This window comes from Duganella rhizosphaerae (assembly GCF_040364205.1).
In the GTDB taxonomy this organism is placed as follows: Bacteria; Pseudomonadota; Gammaproteobacteria; order Burkholderiales; family Burkholderiaceae_D; genus Rugamonas; species Rugamonas rhizosphaerae.
This window is the reverse complement of record NZ_BPWK01000010.1, coordinates 45,248-69,528: the sequence shown is the minus strand read 5'-3', so window position 1 is coordinate 69,528 and position 24,281 is coordinate 45,248. Positions and strand designations below refer to the sequence as shown.

At 64.6% G+C, this 24,281-nt stretch carries 19 protein-coding genes; 9 read left to right on the top strand and 10 right to left on the bottom strand.

Annotation, left to right across the window (positions count from 1 at the left end; genetic code table 11):
* Nucleotides 1-7 precede the first annotated feature (7 nt).
* The gene (locus RUGAMON1_RS20935) at nucleotides 8-1,426 is read left to right on the top strand and encodes a sigma-54-dependent transcriptional regulator (RefSeq protein ID WP_445232354.1); all 1,419 of its coding nucleotides are present in this window, start codon (nucleotides 8-10) and stop codon (nucleotides 1,424-1,426) included.
* Entirely contained in the window at nucleotides 1,423-2,781 is a 1,359-nt protein-coding gene (locus tag RUGAMON1_RS20930; RefSeq protein ID WP_445232353.1) for a sensor histidine kinase, read from the top strand. The genes RUGAMON1_RS20935 and RUGAMON1_RS20930 overlap by 4 nt, the downstream gene beginning before the upstream one ends.
* 76 nt (nucleotides 2,782-2,857) lie before the next feature.
* On the opposite strand, the gene RUGAMON1_RS20925 is transcribed toward RUGAMON1_RS20930, so the two are convergent.
* Together RUGAMON1_RS20925 and RUGAMON1_RS20920 are read right to left on the bottom strand one after the other, a co-directional pair.
* Nucleotides 2,858-3,304, bottom strand: coding sequence for a hypothetical protein (locus tag RUGAMON1_RS20925; protein WP_445232352.1), 447 nt, complete (start codon nucleotides 3,302-3,304; stop codon nucleotides 2,858-2,860).
* 65 nt (nucleotides 3,305-3,369) lie between these two features.
* A complete protein-coding gene (locus RUGAMON1_RS20920; RefSeq protein ID WP_445232351.1) occupies nucleotides 3,370-5,034 on the bottom strand; it encodes a methyl-accepting chemotaxis protein in 1,665 nt (554 codons plus the stop codon).
* Between the two features lie 270 nt (nucleotides 5,035-5,304).
* Here RUGAMON1_RS20920 and RUGAMON1_RS20915 point away from each other — a divergent pair, with 270 nt between their 5' ends.
* Together RUGAMON1_RS20915 and RUGAMON1_RS20910 are read left to right on the top strand one after the other, a co-directional pair.
* Complete coding sequence (locus tag RUGAMON1_RS20915) at nucleotides 5,305-6,705, top strand: L-cystine transporter (protein ID WP_445232350.1); 1,401 nt, start codon at nucleotides 5,305-5,307, stop codon at nucleotides 6,703-6,705.
* 82 nt (nucleotides 6,706-6,787) lie between these two features.
* The gene (locus RUGAMON1_RS20910) at nucleotides 6,788-6,997 is read left to right on the top strand and encodes a hypothetical protein (RefSeq protein ID WP_445232349.1); all 210 of its coding nucleotides are present in this window, start codon (nucleotides 6,788-6,790) and stop codon (nucleotides 6,995-6,997) included.
* A gap of 46 nt (nucleotides 6,998-7,043) precedes the next feature.
* On the opposite strand, the gene RUGAMON1_RS20905 is transcribed toward RUGAMON1_RS20910, so the two are convergent.
* The 4 genes from RUGAMON1_RS20905 to RUGAMON1_RS20890 all read right to left on the bottom strand — a co-directional run bounded on the left by RUGAMON1_RS20905 (nucleotide 7,044) and on the right by RUGAMON1_RS20890 (nucleotide 13,867).
* The gene (locus RUGAMON1_RS20905; protein ID WP_445232348.1) at nucleotides 7,044-8,456 is read right to left on the bottom strand and encodes an OmpP1/FadL family transporter; all 1,413 of its coding nucleotides are present in this window, start codon (nucleotides 8,454-8,456) and stop codon (nucleotides 7,044-7,046) included.
* Between the two features lie 226 nt (nucleotides 8,457-8,682).
* Nucleotides 8,683-11,907: an efflux RND transporter permease subunit gene (locus RUGAMON1_RS20900; RefSeq protein WP_445232347.1), complete on the bottom strand. Its 3,225-nt coding sequence runs from the start codon at nucleotides 11,905-11,907 to the stop codon at nucleotides 8,683-8,685.
* Between the two features lie 3 nt (nucleotides 11,908-11,910).
* Nucleotides 11,911-13,134 (bottom strand): efflux RND transporter periplasmic adaptor subunit, encoded by a 1,224-nt coding sequence (locus tag RUGAMON1_RS20895; RefSeq protein ID WP_445232346.1) that lies wholly within the window; start codon nucleotides 13,132-13,134, stop codon nucleotides 11,911-11,913.
* Nucleotides 13,135-13,432: 298 nt separating this feature from the next.
* On the bottom strand, nucleotides 13,433-13,867 hold the full coding sequence (locus RUGAMON1_RS20890; protein ID WP_445232345.1) for a divergent PAP2 family protein: 435 nt from the start codon (nucleotides 13,865-13,867) through the stop codon (nucleotides 13,433-13,435).
* Nucleotides 13,868-13,975: 108 nt separating this feature from the next.
* Here RUGAMON1_RS20890 and RUGAMON1_RS20885 point away from each other — a divergent pair, with 108 nt between their 5' ends.
* The 3 genes from RUGAMON1_RS20885 (at nucleotide 13,976) to RUGAMON1_RS20875 (ending at nucleotide 16,501) form a co-directional block, all read left to right on the top strand.
* Nucleotides 13,976-15,037: a DUF475 domain-containing protein gene (locus tag RUGAMON1_RS20885; protein WP_445232344.1), complete on the top strand. Its 1,062-nt coding sequence runs from the start codon at nucleotides 13,976-13,978 to the stop codon at nucleotides 15,035-15,037.
* 37 nt (nucleotides 15,038-15,074) lie between these two features.
* The gene (locus RUGAMON1_RS20880) at nucleotides 15,075-15,446 is read left to right on the top strand and encodes a DUF8785 domain-containing protein (RefSeq protein ID WP_445232343.1); all 372 of its coding nucleotides are present in this window, start codon (nucleotides 15,075-15,077) and stop codon (nucleotides 15,444-15,446) included.
* 98 nt (nucleotides 15,447-15,544) lie between these two features.
* Nucleotides 15,545-16,501, top strand: coding sequence for a hypothetical protein (locus RUGAMON1_RS20875; protein ID WP_445232342.1), 957 nt, complete (start codon nucleotides 15,545-15,547; stop codon nucleotides 16,499-16,501).
* 65 nt (nucleotides 16,502-16,566) lie between these two features.
* Here the strand turns inward: RUGAMON1_RS20875 and RUGAMON1_RS20870 are convergent, their stop codons facing one another.
* The 3 genes from RUGAMON1_RS20870 to RUGAMON1_RS20860 form a co-directional block, all read right to left on the bottom strand.
* Nucleotides 16,567-18,879, bottom strand: coding sequence for a coiled-coil domain-containing protein (locus RUGAMON1_RS20870; RefSeq protein ID WP_445232341.1), 2,313 nt, complete (start codon nucleotides 18,877-18,879; stop codon nucleotides 16,567-16,569).
* Nucleotides 18,880-19,002: 123 nt separating this feature from the next.
* Complete coding sequence (locus RUGAMON1_RS20865; protein ID WP_445232340.1) at nucleotides 19,003-19,725, bottom strand: hypothetical protein; 723 nt, start codon at nucleotides 19,723-19,725, stop codon at nucleotides 19,003-19,005.
* A 91-nt stretch (nucleotides 19,726-19,816) separates the two neighbouring features.
* Complete coding sequence (locus RUGAMON1_RS20860) at nucleotides 19,817-20,905, bottom strand: SrkA family protein kinase (RefSeq protein WP_445232339.1); 1,089 nt, start codon at nucleotides 20,903-20,905, stop codon at nucleotides 19,817-19,819.
* A gap of 63 nt (nucleotides 20,906-20,968) precedes the next feature.
* Here RUGAMON1_RS20860 and RUGAMON1_RS20855 point away from each other — a divergent pair, with 63 nt between their 5' ends.
* Together RUGAMON1_RS20855 and RUGAMON1_RS20850 are read left to right on the top strand one after the other, a co-directional pair.
* The gene (locus tag RUGAMON1_RS20855) at nucleotides 20,969-21,664 is read left to right on the top strand and encodes a UPF0149 family protein (protein ID WP_445232338.1); all 696 of its coding nucleotides are present in this window, start codon (nucleotides 20,969-20,971) and stop codon (nucleotides 21,662-21,664) included.
* 4 nt (nucleotides 21,665-21,668) lie between these two features.
* On the top strand, nucleotides 21,669-22,505 hold the full coding sequence (locus RUGAMON1_RS20850; protein ID WP_445232337.1) for a carboxylesterase family protein: 837 nt from the start codon (nucleotides 21,669-21,671) through the stop codon (nucleotides 22,503-22,505).
* Nucleotides 22,506-22,537: 32 nt separating this feature from the next.
* Here the strand turns inward: RUGAMON1_RS20850 and RUGAMON1_RS20845 are convergent, their stop codons facing one another.
* Nucleotides 22,538-24,094 carry a tetratricopeptide repeat protein gene (locus RUGAMON1_RS20845; protein WP_445232336.1) on the bottom strand — a complete coding sequence of 519 codons (1,557 nt, stop codon included), beginning with the start codon at nucleotides 24,092-24,094 and terminating at the stop codon, nucleotides 22,538-22,540.
* Nucleotides 24,095-24,281: the final 187 nt, after the last annotated feature.

Here is a 24,281-nt window from a genome sequence, read left to right as displayed (position 1 = left end):
TGAATTGATGGACTCATCCCCCAAGCAACGCATTCTGATCGTCGACGACGACAGCGCGGTACAGGTGTCGCTGGCGCTGCTGCTCAAGCAGTCCGGCTTCGACACCGTGTGCTGCGACGACCCGGCGCAGGCGCTGGCGCAGCTGGCGCGCCAGCCGGCCGACCTGGTGTTGCAGGACATGAATTTCTCGCTGCGCACCAGCGGCGAGGAAGGCTTGCAGCTGCTGGCGGACATCAAGCAGCTGCAGCCGGCGTTGCCGGTGCTGCTGATGACGGCCTGGGGCTCGATCGCGCTGGCGGTCAAGGGCGTGCAGGCCGGCGCCGCCAACTTCTTCACCAAGCCGTGGGACAACGCCCAGCTGGTCGAACTGATCCGCACCACGCTGGACACCGCCGCGCCCGCCCCGGCCGGCTGTCCGACGCGCGCCGCGCTCGACGCCCAGTTCGATTTCAGCGGCATCGTCGGCGAGCATCCACGGCTGCTGAAGGTGCTGTCGACCATAGGCCAGGTGGCGGCCACCAAGGCGCCGGTGCTGATCCTGGGCGAGAGCGGCTGCGGCAAGGAGCTGATCGCCGACGCCCTGCACCGCAACAGCCCGCGCGCGGCGCGGCCCATCGTCAAGATCAATATGGGGGCGATCACGCCGTCGCTGTTTGAAAGCGAAATGTTCGGCCACGTGCGCGGCGCCTTCACCGACGCCAAGACCGACCGCAAGGGCCACGTCGCCAGCGCGCACGAGGGCACGCTGTTCCTCGACGAGATCGGCGAGCTGAACCGCGCCGACCAGGTCAAGCTGCTGCGCGTGCTGCAGGACCAGACCTACCAGGCGGTCGGCGCCAGCCGCATGGAGCGGGCCGACATCCGCGTGGTGTCGGCCACCAACCGCGAGCTGGCCGAGCTGGTCGCCAGCGGCGAGTTCCGCGAAGACCTGTTCTACCGCCTCAACCTGATCACCATCCGCCTGCCGCCGCTGCGCGAACGGCGCAGCGACATTCCGCTGCTGGCGCGCCACATCATCGGCCAGGTGGCGGACAGTTATGGCCTGGGTCCGGCAACCATCGCGCCGGCCGCGCTGGAGTGGCTGAGCGCGCAGCCGTGGCCGGGCAATATCCGCCAGCTCAAGCAGACGCTGGAACGCACGCTGCTGCTGGTCGGCAAGAGCGAGCTGAAGCAGGCCGACTTCATCGCCGCCGAGCAGCACGAAAACGGCGGCGTGCCGCGTTCGTCCAGCCTGGGCGTGGACGGCATGACCTTGGAGCAGGTCGAGCGCCACATGATCGCCAAGGCGCTGGAGCAGCACCAGGGCAATATCTCGCGCGTGGCCAAGGCGCTGGGCCTGAGCCGCACCGCGCTGTACCGGCGGCTGGAGCGTCACGGCCTGGGCGGCGACGCCGCGTCCGAGTCCGACCACGAAGCGCGCGCATGAGCCTGCGCCGCAGCCTGTACGGCTACCTGAGCGCCGCCCACCTGCTGTTCCTGGGCCTGACCATCAGCCTGTTCCACCAGGCGCCGCTGCTGATGCTGGGGCTGGAAGCGGTGGTGCTGCTGAGCTTTGCGCTGGGCGTCATGCTGATCCGCCGCGCGCTCGAACCGCTGGGCTACACCCGCCACTTCCATGACCTGCTGCAAGACCAGCACTATGCGGCGCGCCTGCAGCAAAGCGGCGATCCGCAGCTGAACGAACTGGTCCAGCTGTTCAACACCATGCTCGGCGCGCTGTACCAGGAGCGCCTGCAGCTGGGCGAACAGCAAGGCTTCCTCGACCGCCTGCTGGAGGCGACGCCGAGCGCGGTGATCGTGTTCGACTTCGACGGCCGCATCAGCCTGCTCAACGCCAGCGCGCACGCGCTGCTCAAGCTGGACGACGCCAAGGGCAAGCCGCTGTCCGCCTGCCTGCCGGCGGACGCCGACCCGCACCACCCCGGCCTGCTGGCCCAGCTCGACGCGCTGCCGCTGGGCGACAGCCAGTTGCTGACCGACACCGACGGCCGCCGCTACCGTGGCCAGCGTGGCCACTTCTACGACCGCGGCTTCGCCCGCCACTTCCTGCTGATCGAGGAGCTGACGGCAGAACTGGAAAGCTCGGAGAAAGCCACCTACGACAAGCTGATCCGCGTGCTGGCGCACGAGGTCAACAACACCGTGGCGGCCACCGGCTCGGTGCTCGATTCGCTGCTGTACTACCGCAGCCAACTGGCCGAGCGCGACGGCGAAGACTTCAGCACCGCCATCGTCGCCGTCAAGCGCCGCAACGTCAGCCTGGGCGAGTTCATCGAGCGCTTCACGCGGGTAGTCAAGATGCCGGCGCCGGAGCTGCGGCCCAACGCCGTGCGCGAGCTGATGGACGACATCCTCTACCTGTACCGCGAACCATGCCGCAGCCGCGGCATCCGCATCGCCTGGCGGCGCTGCGACGAGGTGCCGGCCATCGAGCTGGACCGCCACCTGATGGAGCAGGCGCTGCTCAACGTGGTCAAGAATGCGATGGAGGCGGTGGAAGCCAGGGATGCCGGCATGGACGGCGAGAAGGTGATCGAGTTCGTGCTGGCGAGCGAGGCCGGCGGCGTGCGTTTGTCGGTGATCGACTCCGGCGACCTGTTGGGCGACGTGCCGGCGCGGCAATTGTTCACGCCCTTCTTCACCACCAAGAAAGGCGGCCAGGGCATCGGCCTGCTATTTGTGCGGGAAGTGCTGAACCGGCACGGCTTCGCCTACCGCCTGGCCGCCACCGGCCAGGGCACGACCCGCTTCGACATCTGGCTAAGCGGGGGTCAAGTCTGACATTCGGACACGGCCTCTGCCGTAGCAGCCGTTACGGCAGAGGCCGTGTCCGAATGTCAGACTTGACCCCCGTGGTTTATTTGACGCGCTTGACGCGCGGGGCGGTGCGGGCGCCGTCGATGTCCATGTAGATCGCCCCCATCAGGCCGCGCTCGACCTTGACCTTGGGATTGACCAGGCTCAGGTCTTCCTGGCTGTCGTCGTTGATCATCCACACCTGGCCGTTGGCCAGGCGGATGCGCTGCTTGGGCACCCAACCGTCGAAGTTGCCGACGATGCTGCTTTCAATCGAATCGAGCTTGATGTTGGTCGACAGGGTTTCAGCGCCAAAGCTGCGCTCCAGCTCCACCTTGGCTGGCGGCCCCGCTATCGCCGCTGCCGCCGGGACCGGTGCGCCCAGCTGGATCGCGTCATAGCAGCTCAAACGGGCCGGGCCGTCGCTCAACTGGCGGCAACGCAGCATGGCGCCATCATCGGCCAGGGCCGCACTCGAGACTAACATCAGGGCCAACAGGGATTTCATCGCAGCTCTTCCATGAATTGAATGTGCAGCGATTATATAAGCGAAACGGACTGTTCAGGGAATACTCAGAATTGCTCCCAGCCGCCATCGGCGCCGGCCGCCGCCGTCTTGCCGGCCAGCCGTTTCGGCACCGCCCTGGCGGCCAGTGTCGCCGGAGGCGACGCCACGCGCGCCTGCCGCTCGAGCTGGAAGACGCTGACCACGCGCTCCAGGTTGGCGGCCTGCTGCTGCATGGATTCGGCCGCCGCGGCCGCCTCCTCCACCAGCGCCGCGTTCTGCTGCGTCACCGCATCCATCTCGCTGACGGCCTGGTTGATCTGTTCGATGCCGGCGCTCTGCTCGTCGCCGGCGGCGGAAATATCGGCCATGATGTCGGTCACGCGCTGCACGCTGGCCACCACCTCGCCCATGGTCTGGCCGGCCTGCTCGACCAGCTTGCTGCCGACCGCCACCTTCTCCACCGAGCTGCCGATCAACTCCTTGATTTCCCTGGCGGCCGACGCCGAACGCTGGGCCAGGTTGCGCACCTCCGTCGCCACCACCGCGAAACCACGCCCCTGCTCGCCCGCGCGGGCCGCCTCCACCGCCGCGTTCAAGGCCAGGATATTGGTCTGGAAGGCGATGCCGTCGATGACGGCGATGATGTCGACAATCTTGCGCGACGAATCGTTGATCACGCCCATGGTGTCGACCACCTGCGACACCACCGCGCCACCCTGCTGCGCCACCGCCGAGGCCGACTGCGCCAACTGGTTGGCCTGGCGCGCGTGCGCGTTGTTCTGGCGCACCGCGCTGGTCAGTTCCTCCATCGACGACGCCGTCTCCTCCAGCGAACTGGCCTGCTGCTCGGTGCGGGCCGACAAATCCTGGTTGCCGCTGGCGATCTGGGTGGACGCCGCAGCGATGGTCTCGGTGCCGGCGCGCACTTCGGCGACGATGGCGGCCAGCGCATCGCGCATCGTCTTCATTGCGTGCAGCATGCTGTGCTTGTCGCCGCTGCGGGTGTCGACGCTGACGGTCAGGTCGCCGGCGGCGATGCGGCCGGCGACGCTGGCCGCATAATCGGGTTCGCCGCCCAGCTGGTGCAACAGCGTGCGGGCGATCGTCACGGCAGCCAGCATGCCGACCACGATCGCCAACCCGCTCAGCGCCAGCATCAACAGACGCGCGCGGGCGTAAGCGGCGGTCGCTTCCGCGGTATCGGCCTGGTTGTACTCCTTCTGCAGGGCCACGTACTCGTCCATCACGTCCTGCCAGCGCTGGGTGGCGGGAGCGGCCTGCTTCATCAACAGCTCGACCGCCTCGGCATCCTGGTTGGCCTTGGCCAGCTCGACCACCTTGTCGACCAGCGGCCGCGCCTCCTGCCCGGCGGCGGCGATGCGCTCCGCCAGCGCCGCGCCCTTGGAACTTGCCGGCAATGCGGCCAGCATCTCGCTGGCCTTGCGGTAATGCTCCCGCGCGGTTTGCAGGTGCAGCAATTCGCTCTGGATGGCGGCCGGCTCGGACAGCAGCACCATGGTGCGCGTCACACGGGCCACGACGTGCACCGACTCGGACATATCCTGCACCAGGTCGCCCTTGGCGACATTCTGGCTGACGATGTTGTCAAGCTTGGCATGGATCGTGCTCATGTTGTACACGCCCAGCCCGGCCACGCAGAGCAGCAAGACCAGCACCAATCCGAATCCCAGGCTGAGCCTGGTGCCGACCTTCAAGTTCGCCATGACCATGAAAACCCTCCTGAGGAGATGCGGTGTGTCACAAATTGTACGCCAAGCGACGCGGGGCAACTTTAAATATTTCCGTACACAAACAAACTGTTCGACATGAATTGATATGCGAAAACCGCGCAAGGATATCGCCAAATATTCGTCTTTTAGCGGAAGGCGCCGGCCTGTATATCGGCAATCGCATATAAAATGTCCGCTTTATTACCTCCCGTCGAAACCAGGCAATCCGGCGGAAGTGTGTGACGATTAATCTGGCAGCAAAGGGCCACCATGACGATCAACGTAATTCTCAACCTGCTGGCGGCACTGGTCTTGCTGGGCGCGCTGTATGCGCAGCAGCGCCAGCATGCGTCCTTTTCGGTGCGCGTGTTCACCGGCATGGGGCTGGGCGTGCTGCTGGGCGCCGTGCTGCAAGCGCTGTACGGCGCCAGCGCGACCGAACTGAAGACCACCGGCGACTACCTCGACATCGTCGGCTCCGGCTACGTCAAGCTGCTGCAGATGATCGTCATGCCGCTGATTATGGTGTCCATCGTTTCCGCCATCATCAAGCTCAAGGGCATCAACTCGCTGGGCAAGATCAGCGCGCTGACCATCGGCCTGCTGATGCTGACCACGCTGATCGCGGCCGGCCTCGGCATCCTGATGGCCAAGCTGTTCCAGCTGAGCGCGGTCGGCCTGACCGCCTCCAGCGCCGACGTCGCGCGCGGCGTCTACCTGCAAGGCAAGGTCGAAGCGGCGCAGGCGATCTCGCTGCCGAGCATGCTGCTGAGCTTCATCCCGGCCAATCCCTTCCTCGACATGACGGGCGGACGCAAGACCTCGACCATCGCGGTGGTGATCTTCTCGGTGTTCATCGGCATCGCCGCCACCGGCATCCACGACAAGAAGCCGGACGTGTTCGCCACCTTCGAGCGCTTCATCCAGGTCGCGCACGCCATCGTCATGCGCATCGTCACGCTGGTGCTGCGGCTCACGCCCTACGGCGTGTTCGCGCTGATGGCGCAGGTGGTGTCGACCTCCAGCTACGCCGACATCCTGCACCTGATCGACTTCGTGCTGGCCTCGTACAGCGCGCTGATCCTGATGTTCTGCGTGCACCTGGCGCTCGTCGCCGGCGCCGGCCTCAACCCGGCGCGCTACGTGAAGAAAATCCTGCCGGTGCTGACCTTCGCCTTCACCTCGCGCAGCAGCGCCGGCGCCATCCCGATGAGCGTGCAGACGCAGACGCTGCGCCTGGGCACCTCGGAAGGCATCGCCAACTTCGCCGCCTCGTTCGGCGCCACCATCGGCCAGAACGGCTGCGCCGGCATCTACCCGGCCATGCTGGCGGTGATGATCGCGCCCACCGTCGGCATCGATCCGTTCACGCTGGCCTTCATCGCGCCGCTGCTGGCCATCATCACCATCGGTTCGGTGGGCGTGGCCGGGGTCGGCGGCGGCGCCACCTTTGCCGCGCTGATCGTGCTGTCGTCGATGAACCTGCCGGTGGCGCTGGCCGGCCTGCTGATCTCGATCGAACCGCTGATCGACATGGGCCGCACCGCGCTCAACGTCAGCGGCTCGATCGCCGCCGGCACCGTCACCAGCCGGGTGCTGGGCGAGACCGACCTGGCCGTCTTCAACAGCAACGCCGAGCTGCCCGTCGACAGCGACCGCAAGGCCGCCTGAGCTTTCCAAGTCCTCGCACATCGAGGGAACCGCCGGCAGGCGGCGCGGTCTAATTTGTTCCCTGTGTTGAAAGGAGCAAAAAATGACTACCCTCTCCCCTACCTTGCGACTGTTGCTGGGCGCGGCCATGGCGGTCGCCCTGCTGGGCGGCTGCAACAAGCGCCCGGCGGACCAGCCGCCCACCCCCAGCGTGAACACGCCTGAGCCGGCCGCGCCCGCCGCGACGCCGCCTGCCACCACGCCGCCGCCGGCGCAACAAAGCAGCGCGCCGCCGCCCACCACCAATCAATAGGCGTAAAAAAAGGACCCGAAGGTCCTTTTCGCTACGACGTTCCGACTTAGAACTTGTAGTTGTAGGCGACGCCGATCAGCGACAGGTGGGTCTTGTACGTGCCGCGGGTGGTTTCGCCGTTACCCGTGCAGGTGGTCGCCAGCGGGTTGCAGGCGTTGGTGTAGTTGATCTGCGCGTCCTTGAAGTCCAGGAAGCTGTAGGCCAGGTCGATCGACGAGCGGGCGTTCAGCTTCCAGTTGGCGCCGAAGGAATACTGCATGCGGTCGCTGTCCGGCAGCGCTGGGTGGGTCAGCTCGGCGTTCTTGACCGGCGATTCGTCGTAGGCCAGGCCGGCGCGCAGGGTCAGGTTTTCGTTGTAGGCGTAGTTGCCGCCCAGCGAAACGCGCACGGTGTTTTTCCACTGCTGACGGATCACTTCGGCGCCTTCGGTGGTGCCCGGGAACTGGATGTCCAGGTCGCCCAGACGGTTGTGGCGCACGAAGGTCACGTCCGCCATGCCGGCCCACTTGGCGTCGAACTGGTGGAACACGTTGGCCGACAGCGTCTCAGGCGTACGCAGCGCGACCAGCGCGGCCGAGTTGGCCTTGTGCGACGCGGCTTGCAATACGCCGTTGACGATAGGGTCGGTGGTCACCTGCGAGAAGTCCCACACGGTGCTGCCCTTCAGCTGGTGCGAGATCGACGAGCGGTAAGCCAGGCCGAAGCGGGTGTTCTGGTCCAGCGTGAACAGGTAGCCCAGGTTGAAGCCCCAGCCCCAGTCCTTGCCGTCGTTGGCGCCGTGGGCATCCTTGGTCGCGCCCAGCAGTTTAGGGTTGCCGCCCAGCAGAGCGATCTGCTTGGCCAGCGCCGCCGATTGCGGCGTGCCTGCCAGCGCCATGACCGAACCCGGCACGTCCACGGCCTGGCCCAGGTTGGCTTTCATGAATTCGGCGTCGATACCGAAGCCGAAGGCGTGGTGTTCATTCAGTTTGAACGAAGCCGACGGGTTCAGCGTGATCGATTCCAGCTTGACGTCGGACAGCGCGTAGCGGCCGGTCCAGGTGTTGCCGTAGGTGATCTTGGTGCCGTATGGCACGAACATGCCCATGCCGACGGTCCACTGGTCGTTCAGTTTTTTGCTCAGGTAGAACGATGGCGCGGTGACCTGGCTCGGCACGTAGTCGCCGGCGGCGGTGCCGCCGGTCGGGGTGTGGGTGAAACGGGTCGAGCCGCTGTCGGTAAAGGTCGAGTGCGGCACAACCATGGTGGCGCCGGCGCTGATCTGCATACCATCCAGGCGGGACAGACCGGCCGGATTGTAGAAGATGGTCGATGCATCGTTGGCTTCGGCGGCGTTGGAGTCCGCCGTGCCTTGGCCGGAGACGCTCTGCGAGCCGAAACGGTAGCCGGACGCGTTGGCGCCGACCGACATGGCGCTCAGCGCGGCGGCAATGATCAGGGGGAGGTATTTGTGTTGCATGGTGGTCTCGCTTTTATAAGTGGCGGCACTGCGCCAGGTTTTTCTGGATTCTTGCGCCAAAACCGGTGCAGGAGGCCAGCAGCATACTACATTTATAAAACGAAGCAAAAGGCAAGTCGTTAGAGGAGGAATACTAATTAAAACCTTGAAACCGAGCAGATGCTCTGCATACCAGAAGTAAAAAAAGGACCCGGAGGCCCTTTTTTAGCGTCGGAAAAACAAGGACTTAGTGCGGATCCAGCGCGCCCGATGGCGGCATCGCGCGGCCACCCTTGCCGGTCACTTTGAACACCACCCACATCACCATGCGGAACACCAGGCGCACGAAGATCAGCGTCAGCAGGCCCTCGACCAGGGTCATGACCAGGGCCGGACCGGCGCTCCAGCGCACGGCGCGGCGATGGAACTTGGCGATGGCGCGGTCCTTGGCGATCTCGATGCTGTCGTAGAAGGTCGGCACCACCAGCAAGGTCAGGATGGTCGAGGTGATGGTGCCGCCGATGATGGCGATCGCCAGCGGACGGTAGAACTCGCCGCCCTCGCCCAGCCCCAGCGCGACCGGGAACATGCCGGCGATCAGCGCGAAGGTGGTCATCAGGATCGGACGCAGGCGCATGCGGCCCGCATACATCAGCGCGTCCTCGCGGCCATAGCCCTCTTCCTCGCGCTTGCGGGCGGCATCGAGCAGCAGGATGGCGTTCTTGGCGACCAGGCCCATCAGCATGATGACGCCGATAAAGCTCATCAGGTTCAGCGTGCTCTTGGTGACGAGCAGCGCCAGCACCACGCCGATCAGCGACAGCGGCAGCGACAGCATCACCGCCACCGGCGCCGTGAACGAACCGAACTGCATGACCAGGATCAAATACATCAGGCCGATACCCATGACCAGCGCGATCGCCATCTCCGTGAACAGCTCGCTCTGGTTCTTGCCGTCGCCGCCCTGGTCCAGGCCGTAGCCGGGCGGGTAGTCGATGGCGTTGGCCAGTTTCATGGCGTCGGCGTTGACCTCGCCCGGCGAACGGCCCTGCACGTTGGCCGACACGGTCACGGTGCGCTTGCCGTTCTTGTGCTCGATGGTGGACGGGCCCTTGCCCATCGTGATCGTGGCGATCTGGTCCAGCGGCACCATCTGGTTGGTGCCGGTCACCGAGATCGGCAGGCGCTCGATGTTTTCCGCGTTGACGCGGTCTTCCGGCGCCAGGCGCACCGCGACGTCGCGCGATTCGCCGGTCGGGTCGACCCAGTCGCCCACTTCGACGCCGGCAAACGCCACCCGCAGCGATTGCGCCGCGTCGTTGACGGAGATGCCCATCGAGTTGGCCAGGCCGCGATTGAGTTCGATCTGCAACTCGTTCTTCGGATCCTGCTGCGACAAACCGACGTCCACCGCGCCCGGGATCTGGCGCAGCTTGTCCATATAGGCGTTGGTGATCTCCATCAGGCGGCGCGAATCCGGGCCGGTGAACTCGATCTGCACCGGCTTGCCCTGGTTGCCCAGGTCGTCGATCACCGAGATCTCGGCGCCGGCGATATGGCTCATCTTCTCGCGCAGCTCGGCGCCGATCTGGAACGCGGTGCGCTTGCGGAACTGGCGCTTGCCGATGTCCAGGTAGATGCGGCCGCCGCCGGCGTTGATGTTGGAGTTGGTGTCCTTGGTTTCAGGAATCGTGCGGGCGATGGCGGCGATGGTTTCCATCTTGCGGCGCGCGATCTCCACGCTGCCCGACGGCGGCATGCGCACGTCGATGGCGATGGTGCTGCGGTCGGCCGCCGGCAGGAAGCTGGAGCCGCCCCACTTGGCATGCAGCACGATGGCGCCGACGAAGGTGCTGAACGCGATCACGGCCATCCAGCGGCGGTGGTGCAGCGCCCAGGCGATCACGCGGCCGTAGCGGTCGGACTGGTGGTCGAACCAGTCGTTGAATCTCTGCAGCACTTTGCCCAGGCCTTTTTTCGGCGCCGTGTGGTGGTCGACCGGGTCGCCCCAGTAGGCCGACAGCATCGGATCGAGCGTGAACGAAATACCCAGGCTGACCAGCACCGAGCAGGTCACCGTCAGCGCGAACGGACGGAACCATTCGCCGGAAATGCCCGGCATGAAGGCCACCGGAATGAACACGGCGATGATCGAGAAGGTGGTCGCGGCCACGGCCAGGCCGATCTCGGCGGTGCCGTTCAGCGCAGCCGTGCGGCGGTCCGAGCCCATCTGCATGTGGCGCACGATGTTTTCCCGCACCACGATGGCGTCGTCGATCAGCACGCCGATCGCCAGCGACAGGCCCAGCAGGGTCATGAAGTTCAGCGTGAAGCCGCACAGCCACACCGCGATGAAGGCCGCCACCACCGAGGTCGGCAGGCTCAGCGCGGTGATCAGCGTCGAGCGCCACGAGTTCAGGAAGGCGTACACCACGAAGATGGTCAGCACCGCGCCCAGCACCAGCGATTCGATCACGTTGTTCAGGCTACGCTGCGAATCGTCGCCGCCGTCGCGGGTGATTTCCAGCTTGGTGCCGGCCGGCAGCGTGGCGTTGACCAGTTTGATTTCCTCGCGCAGCTTGGCCGCCACCGACACCGTGCTGGCGTCGCGCGAACGGGAGATGGCGATGCCGACGTTGGGCTTGCCGCTGCGCATGCTCACGCCGTTGATTTCAGCGAAGCCGTCCTCGATGGTGGCCAGTTGCGCCAGGCGCACCACTTCGTCGCCGCGGCGCTTGACCACCACGCTCTCGAACTCGCGCGGGGTGATGATGCGGCCCACCAGGCGGATGCTCTTCTCGTCGAGCACGCCGCGCACCTTGCCCACCGGGGCGTTGGTGTTCTGGTTGCGCAGCGCGTTGACCACGTCGCTGACCGAGACGTTATATTCACGCAGCTTTTCCGCGTGCAGCAGCACCGACAGCTCGCGCTTGAGCGAACCGTTGACCTGCACCTGCGACACGCCGTCCACCGCGCGGAAGCGGTCCGACAGCATGTCCTCGGCCAGGCGCGAAATCTCGGCGTGGCTCTGGCTGGTCGACGACAGCGAGATCTGCATCACCGGATCGGAGGCCGGATCGATGCGCTGCAGGATAGGCTCGCGCATCTCGGTCGGCAGCTTGTAGCGCACCGAAGCGATCGCGTTGCGGATCTCGTCGGACGCTTCGATCAGGTTCTTCTTGAAGCTGAACTCGATGAAGATCTGCGCCGAGCCTTCATTGGCCGCGCTCTCCAGCTTGGTCACGCCGGAAATGGCTTGCAGCGGTTTTTCCAGCCGGTTGACGATCTCGCGCTCGACCGTGTCGGGCGAGGCGCCCGGATACGGCACGCTGACGATGATGAATGGCACCTCGACGTCCGGGTTCTGGTTGACGCGCAGCTTCTTCAGCGCCAGCAAGCCCAGGCACATCATGGCGACGATCAGGACGATGGTCGCGATCGGCCGTTTGATACTGAAATCGGATAAGAACATGGATTAGTTCCCTTTCGCTGCGGTGCTCGACGCCGGCGCGGCCGAGGCCTGGGCCGCGCCGTTGCCGGAGGCCGCCACTTTCGGCGCGGTCAGCTCGACGCCCTGGCCATCCTTGTAGCCGGAGTTCGGCACGCGCAGCACGCGGTCGCCGGCGGCCAGGCCGCTGCGCACTTCCCACTGGCCGGTGCGCGGATCGCGCACGCCCATGTTCAGCGTCGCCTTGGCCAGCGCCTTGCCGTTGACGCGCCAGGTGTAGGTCTGGTCGCCGCTGGTGACCAGCGCCGAATCGGGGATCATCAGCGCGTTGGCGACGTCGGACTCGACCCGGCCTTCGGCGTACAGGCCGGCCACGCCCGGCATATCCTGGCCGACGAACGAGACCAGCACCTCGACCTGGCGGGTGACCGCGTTGGCCGACGGATCGACCCGCTTCACGCGGCCGCTGAAATCGCGGTTCTGGTAGCCGTTGATGCGGAAGCGCACCGGCTGGCCGACCTTGACCACGCCGATCTTGTCGGCCGACACCAGGCCTTCGAAGCGCATGCTGGCCGGATCGATCACCTTGATCAGTTCCTTGCCGATGGCGGCGGTGTCGCCGTTGGAGACCTTGCGCTCGCTGACGATGCCGTCGAACGGCGCGCGCACCAAGGTGCGGGTCAGCTGCTGGTGGGCCGCGACCGAACGCGACTTGGCGCCGGCCAGCTCGCTCTGGGCGTTGTTGCGGCGGATCTCGGAATCCTCCAGCGCCTGGGTCGACACCATGCCCGACGAGCGCAGGGTTTTCTGGCGCTCGAACATGCGGGTGGCCTGCTCCAGCGTTTGCTGGGCGGCGCGGGTGGCTTCGTCGGCCGAGTTCAGGGCGTCGCGGATCGAGGTTTCGTCCAGGCGCACCAGGATGTCGCCCTTCTTCACGGCTTCGCCGTTCTCTTTCATTACTTGCAACACCACGGCGCTCACTTCGGCGCGCAGATCGGCCTTGCGCTCAGGCTGGACCGAACCGGTGATCACCGGACCCGACGCCAGCGCGTTGGTTTCGATGGTCAGCATGTCTTCCGGTGCCAGCGACAGCACGGCCGGGGCGGCGCTCTTGCCATCCTTGCCGTCCTTGCCGTCCTTGGACGCGGTGGCCGAGGCGCTGGCGCCCGCCTTTTCAGGCTCCTTGGAGGACTTGCCGCAGGCAACCAGGGCTGAAGCGACGGCGAGAGCTAGAAGGGTTTTGCGCAACATACAGTTCTCCGAGAAAGTGGCACGGGGGTGCTCGACTACTTATTAAAATTTTAGCCAGACTACAGGGCGCAGAGTATCTCCGACTGTCCGGTATCGGTCAATCGACGTGCGACTGGACGGCAAAAAACGTGGCTGAATTGCCAAATGCTGGGATAAACGGTGAAATGTCAGGATAGCCGGGAGCGGCCAAAAGAACAGGGAAACCGCAGAGTGGGCGGGAGCCGCTTAACCCGCACAGCGGCAAACAGGGGTCGGACCCCGAGGGGTCCGACCCCGCCCTTGCGGGTTGCAGTCCGGATCAGCCGCGGCCGAAGATGGCGTTGATCAGGTGGGCGATGGCGATGCCGGTGCACAGGCCGCCGCCGATTTCCACCAGCGTGTGGCCCATGCGCTCGCGCAGCCAGGTGTGGCCCTTGCTTGCGGCCTCTTCGCCGCCGGCCAGGCGGTTGATCGCCGCCGCCTGCTTGCCGACGTGCTGGCGCAGGCTGTTGGCGTCGATGACGACGATGAAGCACAGCGTGACCGCCACGCCGAACGCCGGGTGGCCGATGCCCTCGCGCAGCGCGATCAGGGTCGCCATGCTCGACACCACCGCGCTGTGATTGCTGGGGAAACCGCCGTTGCCGACCAGGTTGAACGCCCACTTGCGCGCCTTGGCGCTATTAATCAGAAACTTGATCGGCCCGACCGTGATCCAGGTAATCAGCGGGGTGACGAGGTAAGCGATGTCCATCGGTGGTTCCTTTGCATTTTAGTGGCGCAATTATCGCAGATGGCCCTACAGCGACGGAAGCAAGTATTATAGAATTCAGCCCATTGTTACCTTTCAATAAAAACAACGATGCAACACTTCAGAATCTCTTTTGCCGTCACTTTTGTCCTGATGGCGCTGGCCGCCTGGTGGGGCTACAACCATGGCGGCGCCGCCGGCCTGCTGCAGGCGGTGTGGGTGGCCGCCGTGCTGGGCGTGATGGAAGTGTCGCTCTCGTTCGACAACGCGGTGGTCAACGCCTCGGTGCTGCGGCATTGGGATGCGTTCTGGCAAAAGCTGTTCCTGACGGTCGGCATCGTGGTCGCGGTGTTCGGCATGCGGCTGCTGTTCCCGCTGCTGATCGTCTCGCTGGCCACCGGCCTGGGCCTGATGGACGTGTGGCAGATGGCCACCGCCAACCCGGCCGAATACGCCAGACACCTGACCGGCGCCCACGCCCAGGTGGCGGCCTTCGGCGGCGCCTTCCTGTTGCTGGTGTTCCTGAACTTCCTGTTCGACGAGGAAAAAGAGCTGCACTGGCTGGGCTGGATGGAGAAAAAAATGGGCCAGCACGGCACCGAGACGCTGGCCGTGCTGATGGCGCTGGGCGCGGTGTTCGCTTGCGTCGGCCTGGTGCCGGTGGAGGAAAAGTACACGGTGCTGACGGCCGGCGTGGTCGGCGTGGCGGTGTATCTGGCAGTCGGCTGGATCAGCACGCTGCTGGAGGAAGAGCCGCCGGAAGACGACGACGACGACATCACCGAGGCCGGCGTCGGCGCGGTAGTGGCGACGGTGGCGCGCGGCAGCTTCGGCGGCTTCCTCTACCTGGAAGTGCTGGACGCCTCGTTCAGCTTTGACGGCGTGATCGGCGCCTTCGCCATCACCAGCGACGTCGTCATCATCATGCTGGGGCTGGCCATCGGCGCCATGTTCGTGCGCTCGCTGACGGTGTTCCTGGTGCACAAGGGCACGCTGGACGAGTACGTCTACCTGGAGCACGGCGCCCACTACGCCATCGGCATCCTGGCGCTGATCATGCTGGCCAGCGTCAAATACCACATCCCGGAATGGTTTACCGGTTTGTCGGGGGTGGCGTTCATTGCCGTGGCGCTGTGGTCGTCGATACGCCACAAACGGCGGCTGGCCGCGTGATAAGATTAAAAACATTGCACTCAACCCAAGCTGATCCATGACCTCTTCCAAACGCGTAACGCTCTATCTCGCCGGCCTGCTGGTCGCCGCCCTGCTGATCTTCATGGCCTACACCTGGGTCATGCTGCACGTGTCGTACTCGGATGGCGAACGGGCCGGCTACCTGCAGAAATTCTCCAGCCGGGGCTGGGTCTGCAAGACCTGGGAAGGCGAGATCCTGCTGACCTCGATGCCGGGCGCCATCCCCGAGAAGTTCGAATTCAGCGTGCGCGACGACGCCGTCGCCCAGCAGCTGATGTCGGCCACCGGCAAGCGTGTGGTGCTGAGCTACGCCCAGCACAAGGGCGTGCCCAGCCAGTGCTTCGGCGAGACCGAGTACTACATCACCAAGGTGCAGGTTCAGCCTTGATATTCAGCCGTGATTGTTGCCGCGTCCGCAACATGGCGCGGCACTTCCTGAGTTTCCGGTAATCTCAGCAGTATCCCTGACAGAAACCGAAGCCACCCATGCCCAAACGCCTCCCTCTCCTGCTCGCCACCCTGCTGGCGGGCGCCGCCGCCCAAGGCCAGGACTTGTCGATGCAAGGCGGCGCCCTGCGCGTCAGCGGCACCAATGAGAACTCGTTCGCGGTCGGCGTCAACTACGCCCAGCCGGTGGGCGACTACCTGGCGCTGAGCCTGGGCTACCTGAACGAAGGCCATCCGCACAACCACCATCGCGACGGCGTCTCCGCCCAGGTGTGGCTGCGCTCGCACATCAGCGAACAGGGCCTGTCCTGGGGTGTGGGTGTGGGGCAGTACTATTTCTTCGACACGTCCCGGCCCAGCGGCGGCGGCGAGCCGTATATCAACGACCACGGCTGGGCGCCGATCTACAGCGTGCAAGCGACCTGGCACCATCCCAACCGCTGGTACACGCAGGTGCAGATCAACCGCGTCATCCCGACCGGCGCCAAGGACCCGACCACCTCCCTGCTGGTGGGCGCGGGCTACCGCTTCGACAGCGTGCGCGGCAACAAGCTGCACCTGGACGGCGGCAAGGCGACCGACGACACGGTGACCGTGCTGGCGGGGCAAAGCATCGTCAACAGCCTGGAATCGGAGCGCTCGCGCGCCAGCAGCGTCGAGTACCGGCGCTCGATCGGGCCTTATGTGGACTGGACGGTGAGCTGGCTCAACGAAGGCACCACGGCCGTCACCCGCCGCAACGGCGTGGCGTCGCAGCTGTGGCTGATCCGCTCCTTGAACCGGGAAGTCGAGCTGGGGATGGGTGTGGGGCCGTACCTGGCGTATGAAGTGCATGACGTGCCGGGCACGCGTTCGCACAAGGCGGGGCTGGTGTCGATGGCGAGCCGCTATCACTTCAACAAACACGTCGTCGGCACGCTGTCGCTGAACCGCGTCGTCACCGACTATCACCGCGACGCCGACCTGTTGCTGGTCGGCCTGGGCTACAGCTACTAAAACCCGCACTACGGCGAAGAGGGTCAGACCCCGTACGGGGTCTGACCCTTTTGGTTTGGGGTTGCTTAGCGGGCGCGCCAGACCGCTTTGCCGGCTTCGGCTGGCGGCGCCAGGCGGGCCGCTTCCTTGCGGGCACGGGCGGCGTCCAGCGTGGCGACCACGGCGCCCTCTTCCGCTTGCTTGCACTCGCCGGCGGCCGCAGCCACTTTTGCCTGCACCGCTGCCAGCGCTTTTTGCGCGGCGGCGTGACGGCGGGTTTCCAGTTCCAGCAATTTCTGTTTGGCGGCGGTCATCGCGGCGGTGGTGTCGGCCACCTTGCGCTGCATCGCGGCGTGCGCCTGGGCGGTTTCCAGCAAGGCCAGCTGTGCTGCGGCCTTGTCGGTCGCGGCTTGCACGGTGGCTTGTTCGGCCAGCTCGCGCTGGTGCACCGCATCGGCTTCGGCCTGCTCGGCGTCGGCGCGCTGGCGTGCGCAGGTGGCCACATTGCGTTCCGCTTCCAGGCGGCCGGCGATCGCTTTCGACGCGCGGATTTCCGAGGCGGTGGTCAAGCGTTGCTGCGTCAGCTTCTGGTCGATCAGCGCCAGCGATTGACGCTCGGTTTCAATGAATTCACGCTCGGCCAGCAACAGCGCTTCGGCGGTCGCGGCCTTCTCCTGCTCGACGCGGGCGCGCTCGGCATGCACCACGCCCAGCTCGACCGCCAGGCGGGCCTGCGCCGCCAGCGCCTGTCCGGCGATGGCTTTCTGCTCGGCTTCCAGCGATACCTGCTCGGCCATCAGGCGGGCGGCCTCGGCTTCTTTTTCCGCCGCGGCGGCCAGGCGCTGCTCGGCTTCCTGCTGCTGGCGATAGGCTTCGGTCTGCGCGCGCTCGGCGGCGATGCGGTGTTGAGCCGCGTCGCTGGCGTCCTGCTCGGCGTCCAGTTTTTCCTTCAGCGCGGCGATCGCCTGCTGTTCGGCGGCGGCGCGGGCCTGTTCGGCTTGCAGCAATGCTTGCGCCTGCCCGGCCTTTTGCATGGCCACGGCGTTGGCCTGGTTCTGCGCTTCGACGTGCAGCGCCAGTGTGGCGATTTCCTGCTGTTCGGCGGCGTTCTGGCTGGCGGCCAGCTCGGCGGCGGCGCGCGACAGGGCGGCGCGTTCTTCGGCCAGTTCGGCGGCGCGCTGTTGTTCCAGGCTGTCGGTGCGGGCGGCTTCGGCGGCGGCTTCATCGGCGGCCTGGCGCAGCTTGGCTTGTTCCAGCGCCAGCGTCTCCGCTTCGACCTTGGCGTGGGTTTTCAGTTCGGCTTCCTGCTCGGCCTGCACACGGGCCAGCGCGACGGCGCGCAGCTGGCTGTCCACTTCGATGCGTGCTTCGGTCGCGGCCAGGATGCTGGCGTCCGCATCGCGGCGCGCCTGGGCGCTGGCGGCGGCCACCATTTCCAGGCGTTCGCGGTGAATCGCGGCGTCGCGGATTTCTTTTTCTGTTTGCAGACGCAGGTGCAGCGATTGCGCGGCGCTGCGTTCGGACTCGGCCTTGGCCAGCGCGATCTGCTCGCGCTCCTGCTCCAGGTGCGCCAGGGCGCGGGCTTCTTCCAGCGCGCGCACCTCGGCGGCGGCGCGGTTGAAGGCCGATTCCAGCGCGATCTGATCGGCGCGTTCGCGCTGCACGGTCAGGTCCAGCGCTTCGGCTTCGGCCTGCACCAGCATCTGCGCGGTCTGGCGGGCGGCGTAGGCGTGGCGCTCGCGTTCGCGCGCCATGGTTGCCACGCGCGCATCGGCGGAGGCGATGCCGACCACTTCTTCCTTGGCGGCCTGCACAGCGGCCACGCGTTCCACCGCTTGCAGGCGGGCTTGTTCGGTTTGGGTCGCCAGTTCCTCGGCGGCGCGGGAGGCTTGTTCGGCCAGCTCGGATTCGGCGGCGATCTGTTCGTGGGCGCGCTTGCGGCTTTCGCTCTCGGCCTTGGCGCGCAGTTCGGCGGCCACACGGATCTGGGTGTCGGCTTCGACGCGGGCACGCAGTTCGGCGGTTTCCTGTTTGACGGCATCCAGGCGGGCGACGCTGGCCTGGGCGGCGGCGCGCAGCGATTCGAGGCGCTCGCGGTTGGCGGCGATCGCCTCTTCCGACGCTTGTGCATTTTGCAGCGCGACGGCGGCTGCGGCGGCATCCATCGCGGCGCGGTCTTCGGCCAGCGAGCGGGCGCGGGCTTCGGCGTGGGCGCGGTTCTCGGCGGCGCAGGCGGCCTTGGCGTCTGCTTCGACGCGGGCGATCGCTTCCTGGATCGCCTTCATTTCCATCGCCGCGCGTGGGGTGTGGGTCGGTTCGTCCGGGTCATGCAGCGACACCATGGGGAGCAGAGTGACGCTATCTTGTACGCTGTCTTGTTTGGCCAGTTGTGCTTGCATGAGGGTTCTCGCTAGACGATATGTCCCGGCACCAACCGGGACTTCTGAGTTCTCATTATCAAGCAGGGGGCAAGCAAGCCGAACCGCGAGGAGAGCGGGAAATACCCGCCAATTCGGCAGATCCTAGATCTTGGGCACCGGGACTTGCCGGCGTTTTTCGATCTCGTCCTTGCGCTGCTGCGCCTCGAGCGCGGCCAACGCCGATGCTTCGTCTTTGTAGGCGGTGAAGTCGACCATACTGACCTGTATCTTCTGGAACTCGACACCGCTGTTCGACAACTCGGACAGGATGACACTCACGGTCTTCTTACAATTCGCCAGTCTCTTGAAGTCGGTCCCATAGTTGACTTGCCCACCAACGCGAACCCGGCAATCCTGCGGGCTGTCGCTGGGCTTGTAGGAATTCGGCTCCAAGGCCATCCATTCAAGCTCGCCGGCGTTCCCGGTGTTTCTGGTGGGCGGCCCGTACTTTGCGCTCAGGGCCTTTTCCATTTCCACCCGCGATACCGGCCGGTCGAACTGCTCGCGGCGGGCGATGGCGACCGCCGTGCTCGACTTCTGTCCGAAGCCGATCATGACGTAGCCCATCTCTGCTGGCAGACTGCCCGGCTTCGCCACCAGCTTCTGATACTCGCGCGACTGCGGCCGGGCCGGCATGCCAAACGCCGCCGCATAGTCCTCCTTGCGGACCAGCTTATACCCTAGCCCGACCAGCACTTTGTCGATCTGGGCCGACGTATCGCCGATCTTGACACCCAGGGTTTCCATCACGGCAGGAGTGGTTTGCGCGTGGGCGGCAGCCTCCAAAGACAGCAACAGGGCAATTTGCAGACTACGTTTCAGCATGGTGTTCCTTCGGAAGGTCAAGCGCTCATGAGCGCGATGTTTTTTATATTAACCTTGCCTACTTTACACCATTTAACACCACGCCGATCCACTAGACCGGCAGTGGCGGCTCGTCCATCAGCGAAATCTGCTCCTTCAGCTCCAGGATGCGGTCCTGCCAGTAGCGCTGGGTGTTAAACCACGGGAAAGCCACCGGGAAGGCCGGATCGTCCCAGCGTCGCGCCAGCCAGGCCGAGTAATGAATCAGCCGCAGCGTGCGCAGCGCTTCGACCAGGTGCAGCTGGCGCGGGTCGAACTCGCAGAAATCCTCGTAGCCGGCCAGGATGTCGCTCATCTGGCGCACCTGGTCGGATCGCTCGCCGGACAGCATCATCCACAAGTCCTGGATCGCCGGACCCATGCGGCTGTCGTCGAAGTCGACGAAGTGCGGGCCGGCGTCGGTCCACAGAACATTGCCGCCGTGGCAATCACCGTGCAGGCGCAGTTGCGGCAGCTCGCCGGCGCGCTCGTAGCTGCGGCGCACGCCGTCCAGCGCCTGCGCCGAGACGCTGGCGTAGGCCTCCCGCAAATCGGCCGGGATGAACTGGTTGGCTTGCAAAAACTCGCAAGGCTCGATGCCGAAGGTGGCGATGTCGATCGCCGGCCGCTCCAGATACGGCTTGATCGCGCCCACCGCGTGAATGCGGGCGATGAAGCGCCCGGTCCATTCCAGCACCGACGGATCGCTCAGCTCGGGCGCGCGGCCACCATGGCGGGTGAACACGGCAAAGCGGAAGCCATTGAAGTGATGCAGCGTAGCCCGGTCCGGGCCCAAGGCCAGCGCCGGCACCACCGGAATCTCGCGCGCGGCCAGTTCATCGGTGAAAGCGTGCTCTTCCAGGATGGCCGCGTCGCTCCAGCGGCCGGGTCGGTAAAACTTCACCACCAGCGGCTTGTCGTCCTCGATGCCGACCTGGTAGACGCGGTTTTCGTAGCTATTCAGCCCCAGCAGGCGGCCATCGCCGCGCAGGCCGATGCTGTCGAGCGCGTCGAGCACGCACTCGGGATTGAGCGCCGAATAAGGATGTGGCGCCTGCTCCTGCTCGCTGTCGGCCGCACCGGTGAGCGGGTCGGCCATGCTGGCGGCCAGGGCCGCAGCGCGGGCGTCTTCTGCTTCGTCGTCGAAATGATCTTGGTTCATCCCCGCATTGTACGGGGCGCGACGTGTATACTGTCGGCTTCAATCCAATAAAAAGAGCAAGCCATGCAACTCGACCAGCCACTGAGCGAAAAAGAATTCGACGAATTAGACAACTTCCTGTTGTCCGACCGCAGCCCTGAAGATGCCATGACGATGGATATGCTGCACGGCTATCTGACCGCCATCGCCATCGGCCCGGAACCCATCATGCCGGTGGAGTGGCTGAAGCGGGTCTGGGGCCAGGAAGATACCGACGTCCCGAAATTCAAGAACGAAAAGGAGGAGGAACGCATCCTCAACCTGATCATGCGCTTCATGAACGAAGTGCTGGTGACGTTCGAAGTGGCGCCGAAGGAATTCGAGCCGCTGTTCGTCGAGCACGAGCACGAAGGCCAGACCCTGATCGACGCCGAAGCCTGGTGCTGGGGCTTCTGGGAAGGCATGGAGCTGCGTCCGGGTTCGTGGGACGAGATCTGGGAATCGGACATCCAGGAACTGATGAAGCCGATCTACCTGCTGGGCGCCGACGAGATCGAGGAAGAGGAACTGCCGCTGGTGGAAGATCCGGTCAAGGCGCACAAGCTGGGCCAGGAACTGGAAGCCAACCTGCCGGCCATCTACAAGTTCTGGGTGCCGCGCCGCAAGCCGGCCGTCACCACGCTGGTGCGCGACGAGCCTAAGGTCGGCCGCAACGACGACTGCCCTTGCGGCAGCGGCAAGAAGTACAAGAAGTGCCACGGCGCTGACGCGGCGGAATAAGCCGATGTTCTTGCGTGGTGCGGTCATCACTGTACTGCTGGCGGCGACCTGCGCGTCCGCCGCCCAGCCGGAGCTGGTGACCGACCGCACCACGCCTGCCCGTCAGGCCGCCGACGCGGCCCTGCTGAAATCGCTGGACCGCGACGTTTTCTCCAACGGCAGCTACGCCGGCCCGACCGGGACGCTGGGCTATCGCATGATGTCGCCGGCCGTCCTGCAGCCAGGCAAGCGCTATCCGCTGATCATCGTGCTGCACGGTTCCGGCGCCATCGGCAACGACAACAGCAGCCAGCTTGGCGCCCTCGCGATGTCCTGGTCCGCACCAGTCATCCGCAAGCGCTACCCCGCATACATCCTGGTGCCGCAATTTGCCGAGCGCAGCGCCAACTATGCGCCGTCCGCCGCAGACGGTTTGCTGGCCGCCAAGCCCGGCCCCAACCTGCCCACCCTGCGCGCGCTGGTGGAAACCCTGAAACCGCAGTTCGCCATCGACACCGACCGCATCTACGTCACCGGTTTTTCGATGGGCGCTTCCGCCGCCACGCAGGCGGTGCTGCAAGACCAAAACATGTACGCCGCCGCAGTGGCCTTCTCCGGCATCGCCCCGGACCGCACCGCCGCCGCGCAACTGAAAGACCTGCCGCTGCTGCTGGTCCACGGCGAAGCCGACACCGAAAACCCCATCGAGCCTGACCGCGCGCTATTCGCCGCCTTGCAGCGTCAGCCGGGCGGCGCCAAAGCCCGCATGCTCGAGTATCGCGGCATGGAGCACACCGTACCCGCCGACATGCTGCTCGCCACCGCCTGGCGCGACTGGCTGTTCGCCCAGCACAAGAGATGAATGGCAAGAACTGCAAGAAGTTTTTATAGCCATCAATGCTTCAAACCTGATGCGAGATTTTGCCACCTTTCGGACTCTAGTTTATCGACAGGAACACCCATACCGTCACGATAGATCAGAGCAAGTCGCACCCTCGCTTGAGTATTCCCACGATCGGCGGCTTTGCGATACCAAATTGCAGCTTGTGCGTAATCGCGTTGCACGCCGCGTCCGGCCCAGTACATACCGGCGAGATTCAGCATCGCTGAAATACTTCCCTTCTCGGCCGCCTTCGCGTACCAATGGCGGGCTAACGCGTTGTTTGCTTGTGTTCCCCGGCCTTGTTCATAAAGGGTGGCGAGATTATTCTGTGCCGCCATATCGCCGTTTTCAGCTGCCTTTGCATACCATTTGAATGCCTGGTCATAGTCGGGCGGACCGCCTGCACCAGCAACGTAGAGAGCGGCCAAGTTAGACTGAGCCTTAACGTGCCCTTGCAGCGCGGCCTTGAGATACCATTCCGCAGCGCGTTTTTTATTGCTCTTGACGCCCGCGCCAGTATCTAACGAGACAGCGAGGTTGTACTGAGCGTCCATATTGCCTTGTTCGGCCAGGATGCTATAAATTTCGACCATGGTTTCTGGTCGTTGGTCCGCTACGTGCAGTTGCGCTTCGACACTTCCCTGCATTGCCGCAGCACCATACCAAAACGCAGCTTGTTGGGGATCCTTTGCAATCCCTCGTCCCGTTTCGTAAATCTCACCTAACTTTAGCTGCGCGTAGGACTCCCCTTGTTTGGCCGCTTTCAAATACCAATCATAGACTTCGCTCTCACCTCCGAGATCCGGCCTTGTAGAAAGCAATTCAGCAAGGTCTCGCTGCGCTTTAGCCAGACCTGCCTTGGCGGCTTCGCGGTACCACATGGCAGCTTGACGTAAGTCGATTTCAACTCCGAGCCCTTTTTCATACATCGCACCTATAAAATACTGGGCGGCGTTGTCTCCCAAACTTGCTCCCTGTTTGAACAACGCTTGGGCTTTTGCGTAGTCTTGTTTAACGCCCATTCCTTTCAGATACAGATAGGCCAAATTAGAAATTCCAGCGGGGCTCTCTTGTTGCGCGGCCCTGGAATATAGCGAAAACGCCATAGGCAAATCCTGCTCGACACCAATCCCTTCCTCATATGCTTTGCCAAGGTTATTCGCAGCGGAGGCGTTCCCGTGCGACACCGCCTGCCGGTACCATTTGACTGCCTGAAACGGGTCTTTCGGCACACCACAACCATCAGCATGCAACATACCAAGCAGGTTCTCTGCCGCATCATTGTCATGTTGCGCAGCGCGCCCCAGCCACAAAAGGGCTTGTTGACAATCCTTTACCGTTCCCTCACCACGCATGTACATCCGCCCCAAAGTTGACTCCGCAATTGGGTCGCCAAGTTGAGCATGCCTGGTGAATTCTTTGAACGCTTTTTTAAAATCGCCGCGCTTATAGAAATACATAGCATCGGCGGCTCCATCCGAAACCGCGATTTCAGCGGCTGTTTCGGCATATACGGGGATGCTCGCCACTATGCAAAGAAGAAGTGATGCAGCGTTCAGAACTCTCAACTATTAAATCTCCATAGATCGGGGATGGGCAGCAGGATCCTAGCATGAGTGTTGCAAAAAAATATATGCTCGACTGACAAAAACTGTCAGCCTGGGCCTGACATTTTTTGTCGGGGACTAGCAATTTTCGTCGTCTCCCCCAGCAAATCAAGCACTTAGGTACTGGCACAGATGTTGCCAGATGACT

What these genes read in the sequence shown, in the direction of transcription:
- RUGAMON1_RS20935 (WP_445232354.1), top strand. Translation starts at nt 8, where the DNA reads ATGGACTCATCCCCCAAGCAACGCATTCTGATCGTCGACGACGACAGC.
- RUGAMON1_RS20870 (WP_445232341.1), bottom strand. Translation starts at nt 18,879, where the DNA reads ATGCAAGCACAACTGGCCAAACAAGACAGCGTACAAGATAGCGTCACT.
- RUGAMON1_RS20920 (WP_445232351.1), bottom strand. Translation starts at nt 5,034, where the DNA reads ATGGTCATGGCGAACTTGAAGGTCGGCACCAGGCTCAGCCTGGGATTC.
- RUGAMON1_RS20850 (WP_445232337.1), top strand. Translation starts at nt 21,669, where the DNA reads ATGTTCTTGCGTGGTGCGGTCATCACTGTACTGCTGGCGGCGACCTGC.
- RUGAMON1_RS20900 (WP_445232347.1), bottom strand. Translation starts at nt 11,907, where the DNA reads ATGTTCTTATCCGATTTCAGTATCAAACGGCCGATCGCGACCATCGTC.
- RUGAMON1_RS20875 (WP_445232342.1), top strand. Translation starts at nt 15,545, where the DNA reads ATGCCCAAACGCCTCCCTCTCCTGCTCGCCACCCTGCTGGCGGGCGCC.
- RUGAMON1_RS20860 (WP_445232339.1), bottom strand. Translation starts at nt 20,905, where the DNA reads ATGAACCAAGATCATTTCGACGACGAAGCAGAAGACGCCCGCGCTGCG.
- RUGAMON1_RS20930 (WP_445232353.1), top strand. Translation starts at nt 1,423, where the DNA reads ATGAGCCTGCGCCGCAGCCTGTACGGCTACCTGAGCGCCGCCCACCTG.
- RUGAMON1_RS20925 (WP_445232352.1), bottom strand. Translation starts at nt 3,304, where the DNA reads ATGAAATCCCTGTTGGCCCTGATGTTAGTCTCGAGTGCGGCCCTGGCC.
- RUGAMON1_RS20895 (WP_445232346.1), bottom strand. Translation starts at nt 13,134, where the DNA reads ATGTTGCGCAAAACCCTTCTAGCTCTCGCCGTCGCTTCAGCCCTGGTT.
- RUGAMON1_RS20890 (WP_445232345.1), bottom strand. Translation starts at nt 13,867, where the DNA reads ATGGACATCGCTTACCTCGTCACCCCGCTGATTACCTGGATCACGGTC.
- RUGAMON1_RS20880 (WP_445232343.1), top strand. Translation starts at nt 15,075, where the DNA reads ATGACCTCTTCCAAACGCGTAACGCTCTATCTCGCCGGCCTGCTGGTC.
- RUGAMON1_RS20910 (WP_445232349.1), top strand. Translation starts at nt 6,788, where the DNA reads ATGACTACCCTCTCCCCTACCTTGCGACTGTTGCTGGGCGCGGCCATG.
- RUGAMON1_RS20885 (WP_445232344.1), top strand. Translation starts at nt 13,976, where the DNA reads ATGCAACACTTCAGAATCTCTTTTGCCGTCACTTTTGTCCTGATGGCG.
- RUGAMON1_RS20905 (WP_445232348.1), bottom strand. Translation starts at nt 8,456, where the DNA reads ATGCAACACAAATACCTCCCCCTGATCATTGCCGCCGCGCTGAGCGCC.
- RUGAMON1_RS20865 (WP_445232340.1), bottom strand. Translation starts at nt 19,725, where the DNA reads ATGCTGAAACGTAGTCTGCAAATTGCCCTGTTGCTGTCTTTGGAGGCT.
- RUGAMON1_RS20915 (WP_445232350.1), top strand. Translation starts at nt 5,305, where the DNA reads ATGACGATCAACGTAATTCTCAACCTGCTGGCGGCACTGGTCTTGCTG.
- RUGAMON1_RS20855 (WP_445232338.1), top strand. Translation starts at nt 20,969, where the DNA reads ATGCAACTCGACCAGCCACTGAGCGAAAAAGAATTCGACGAATTAGAC.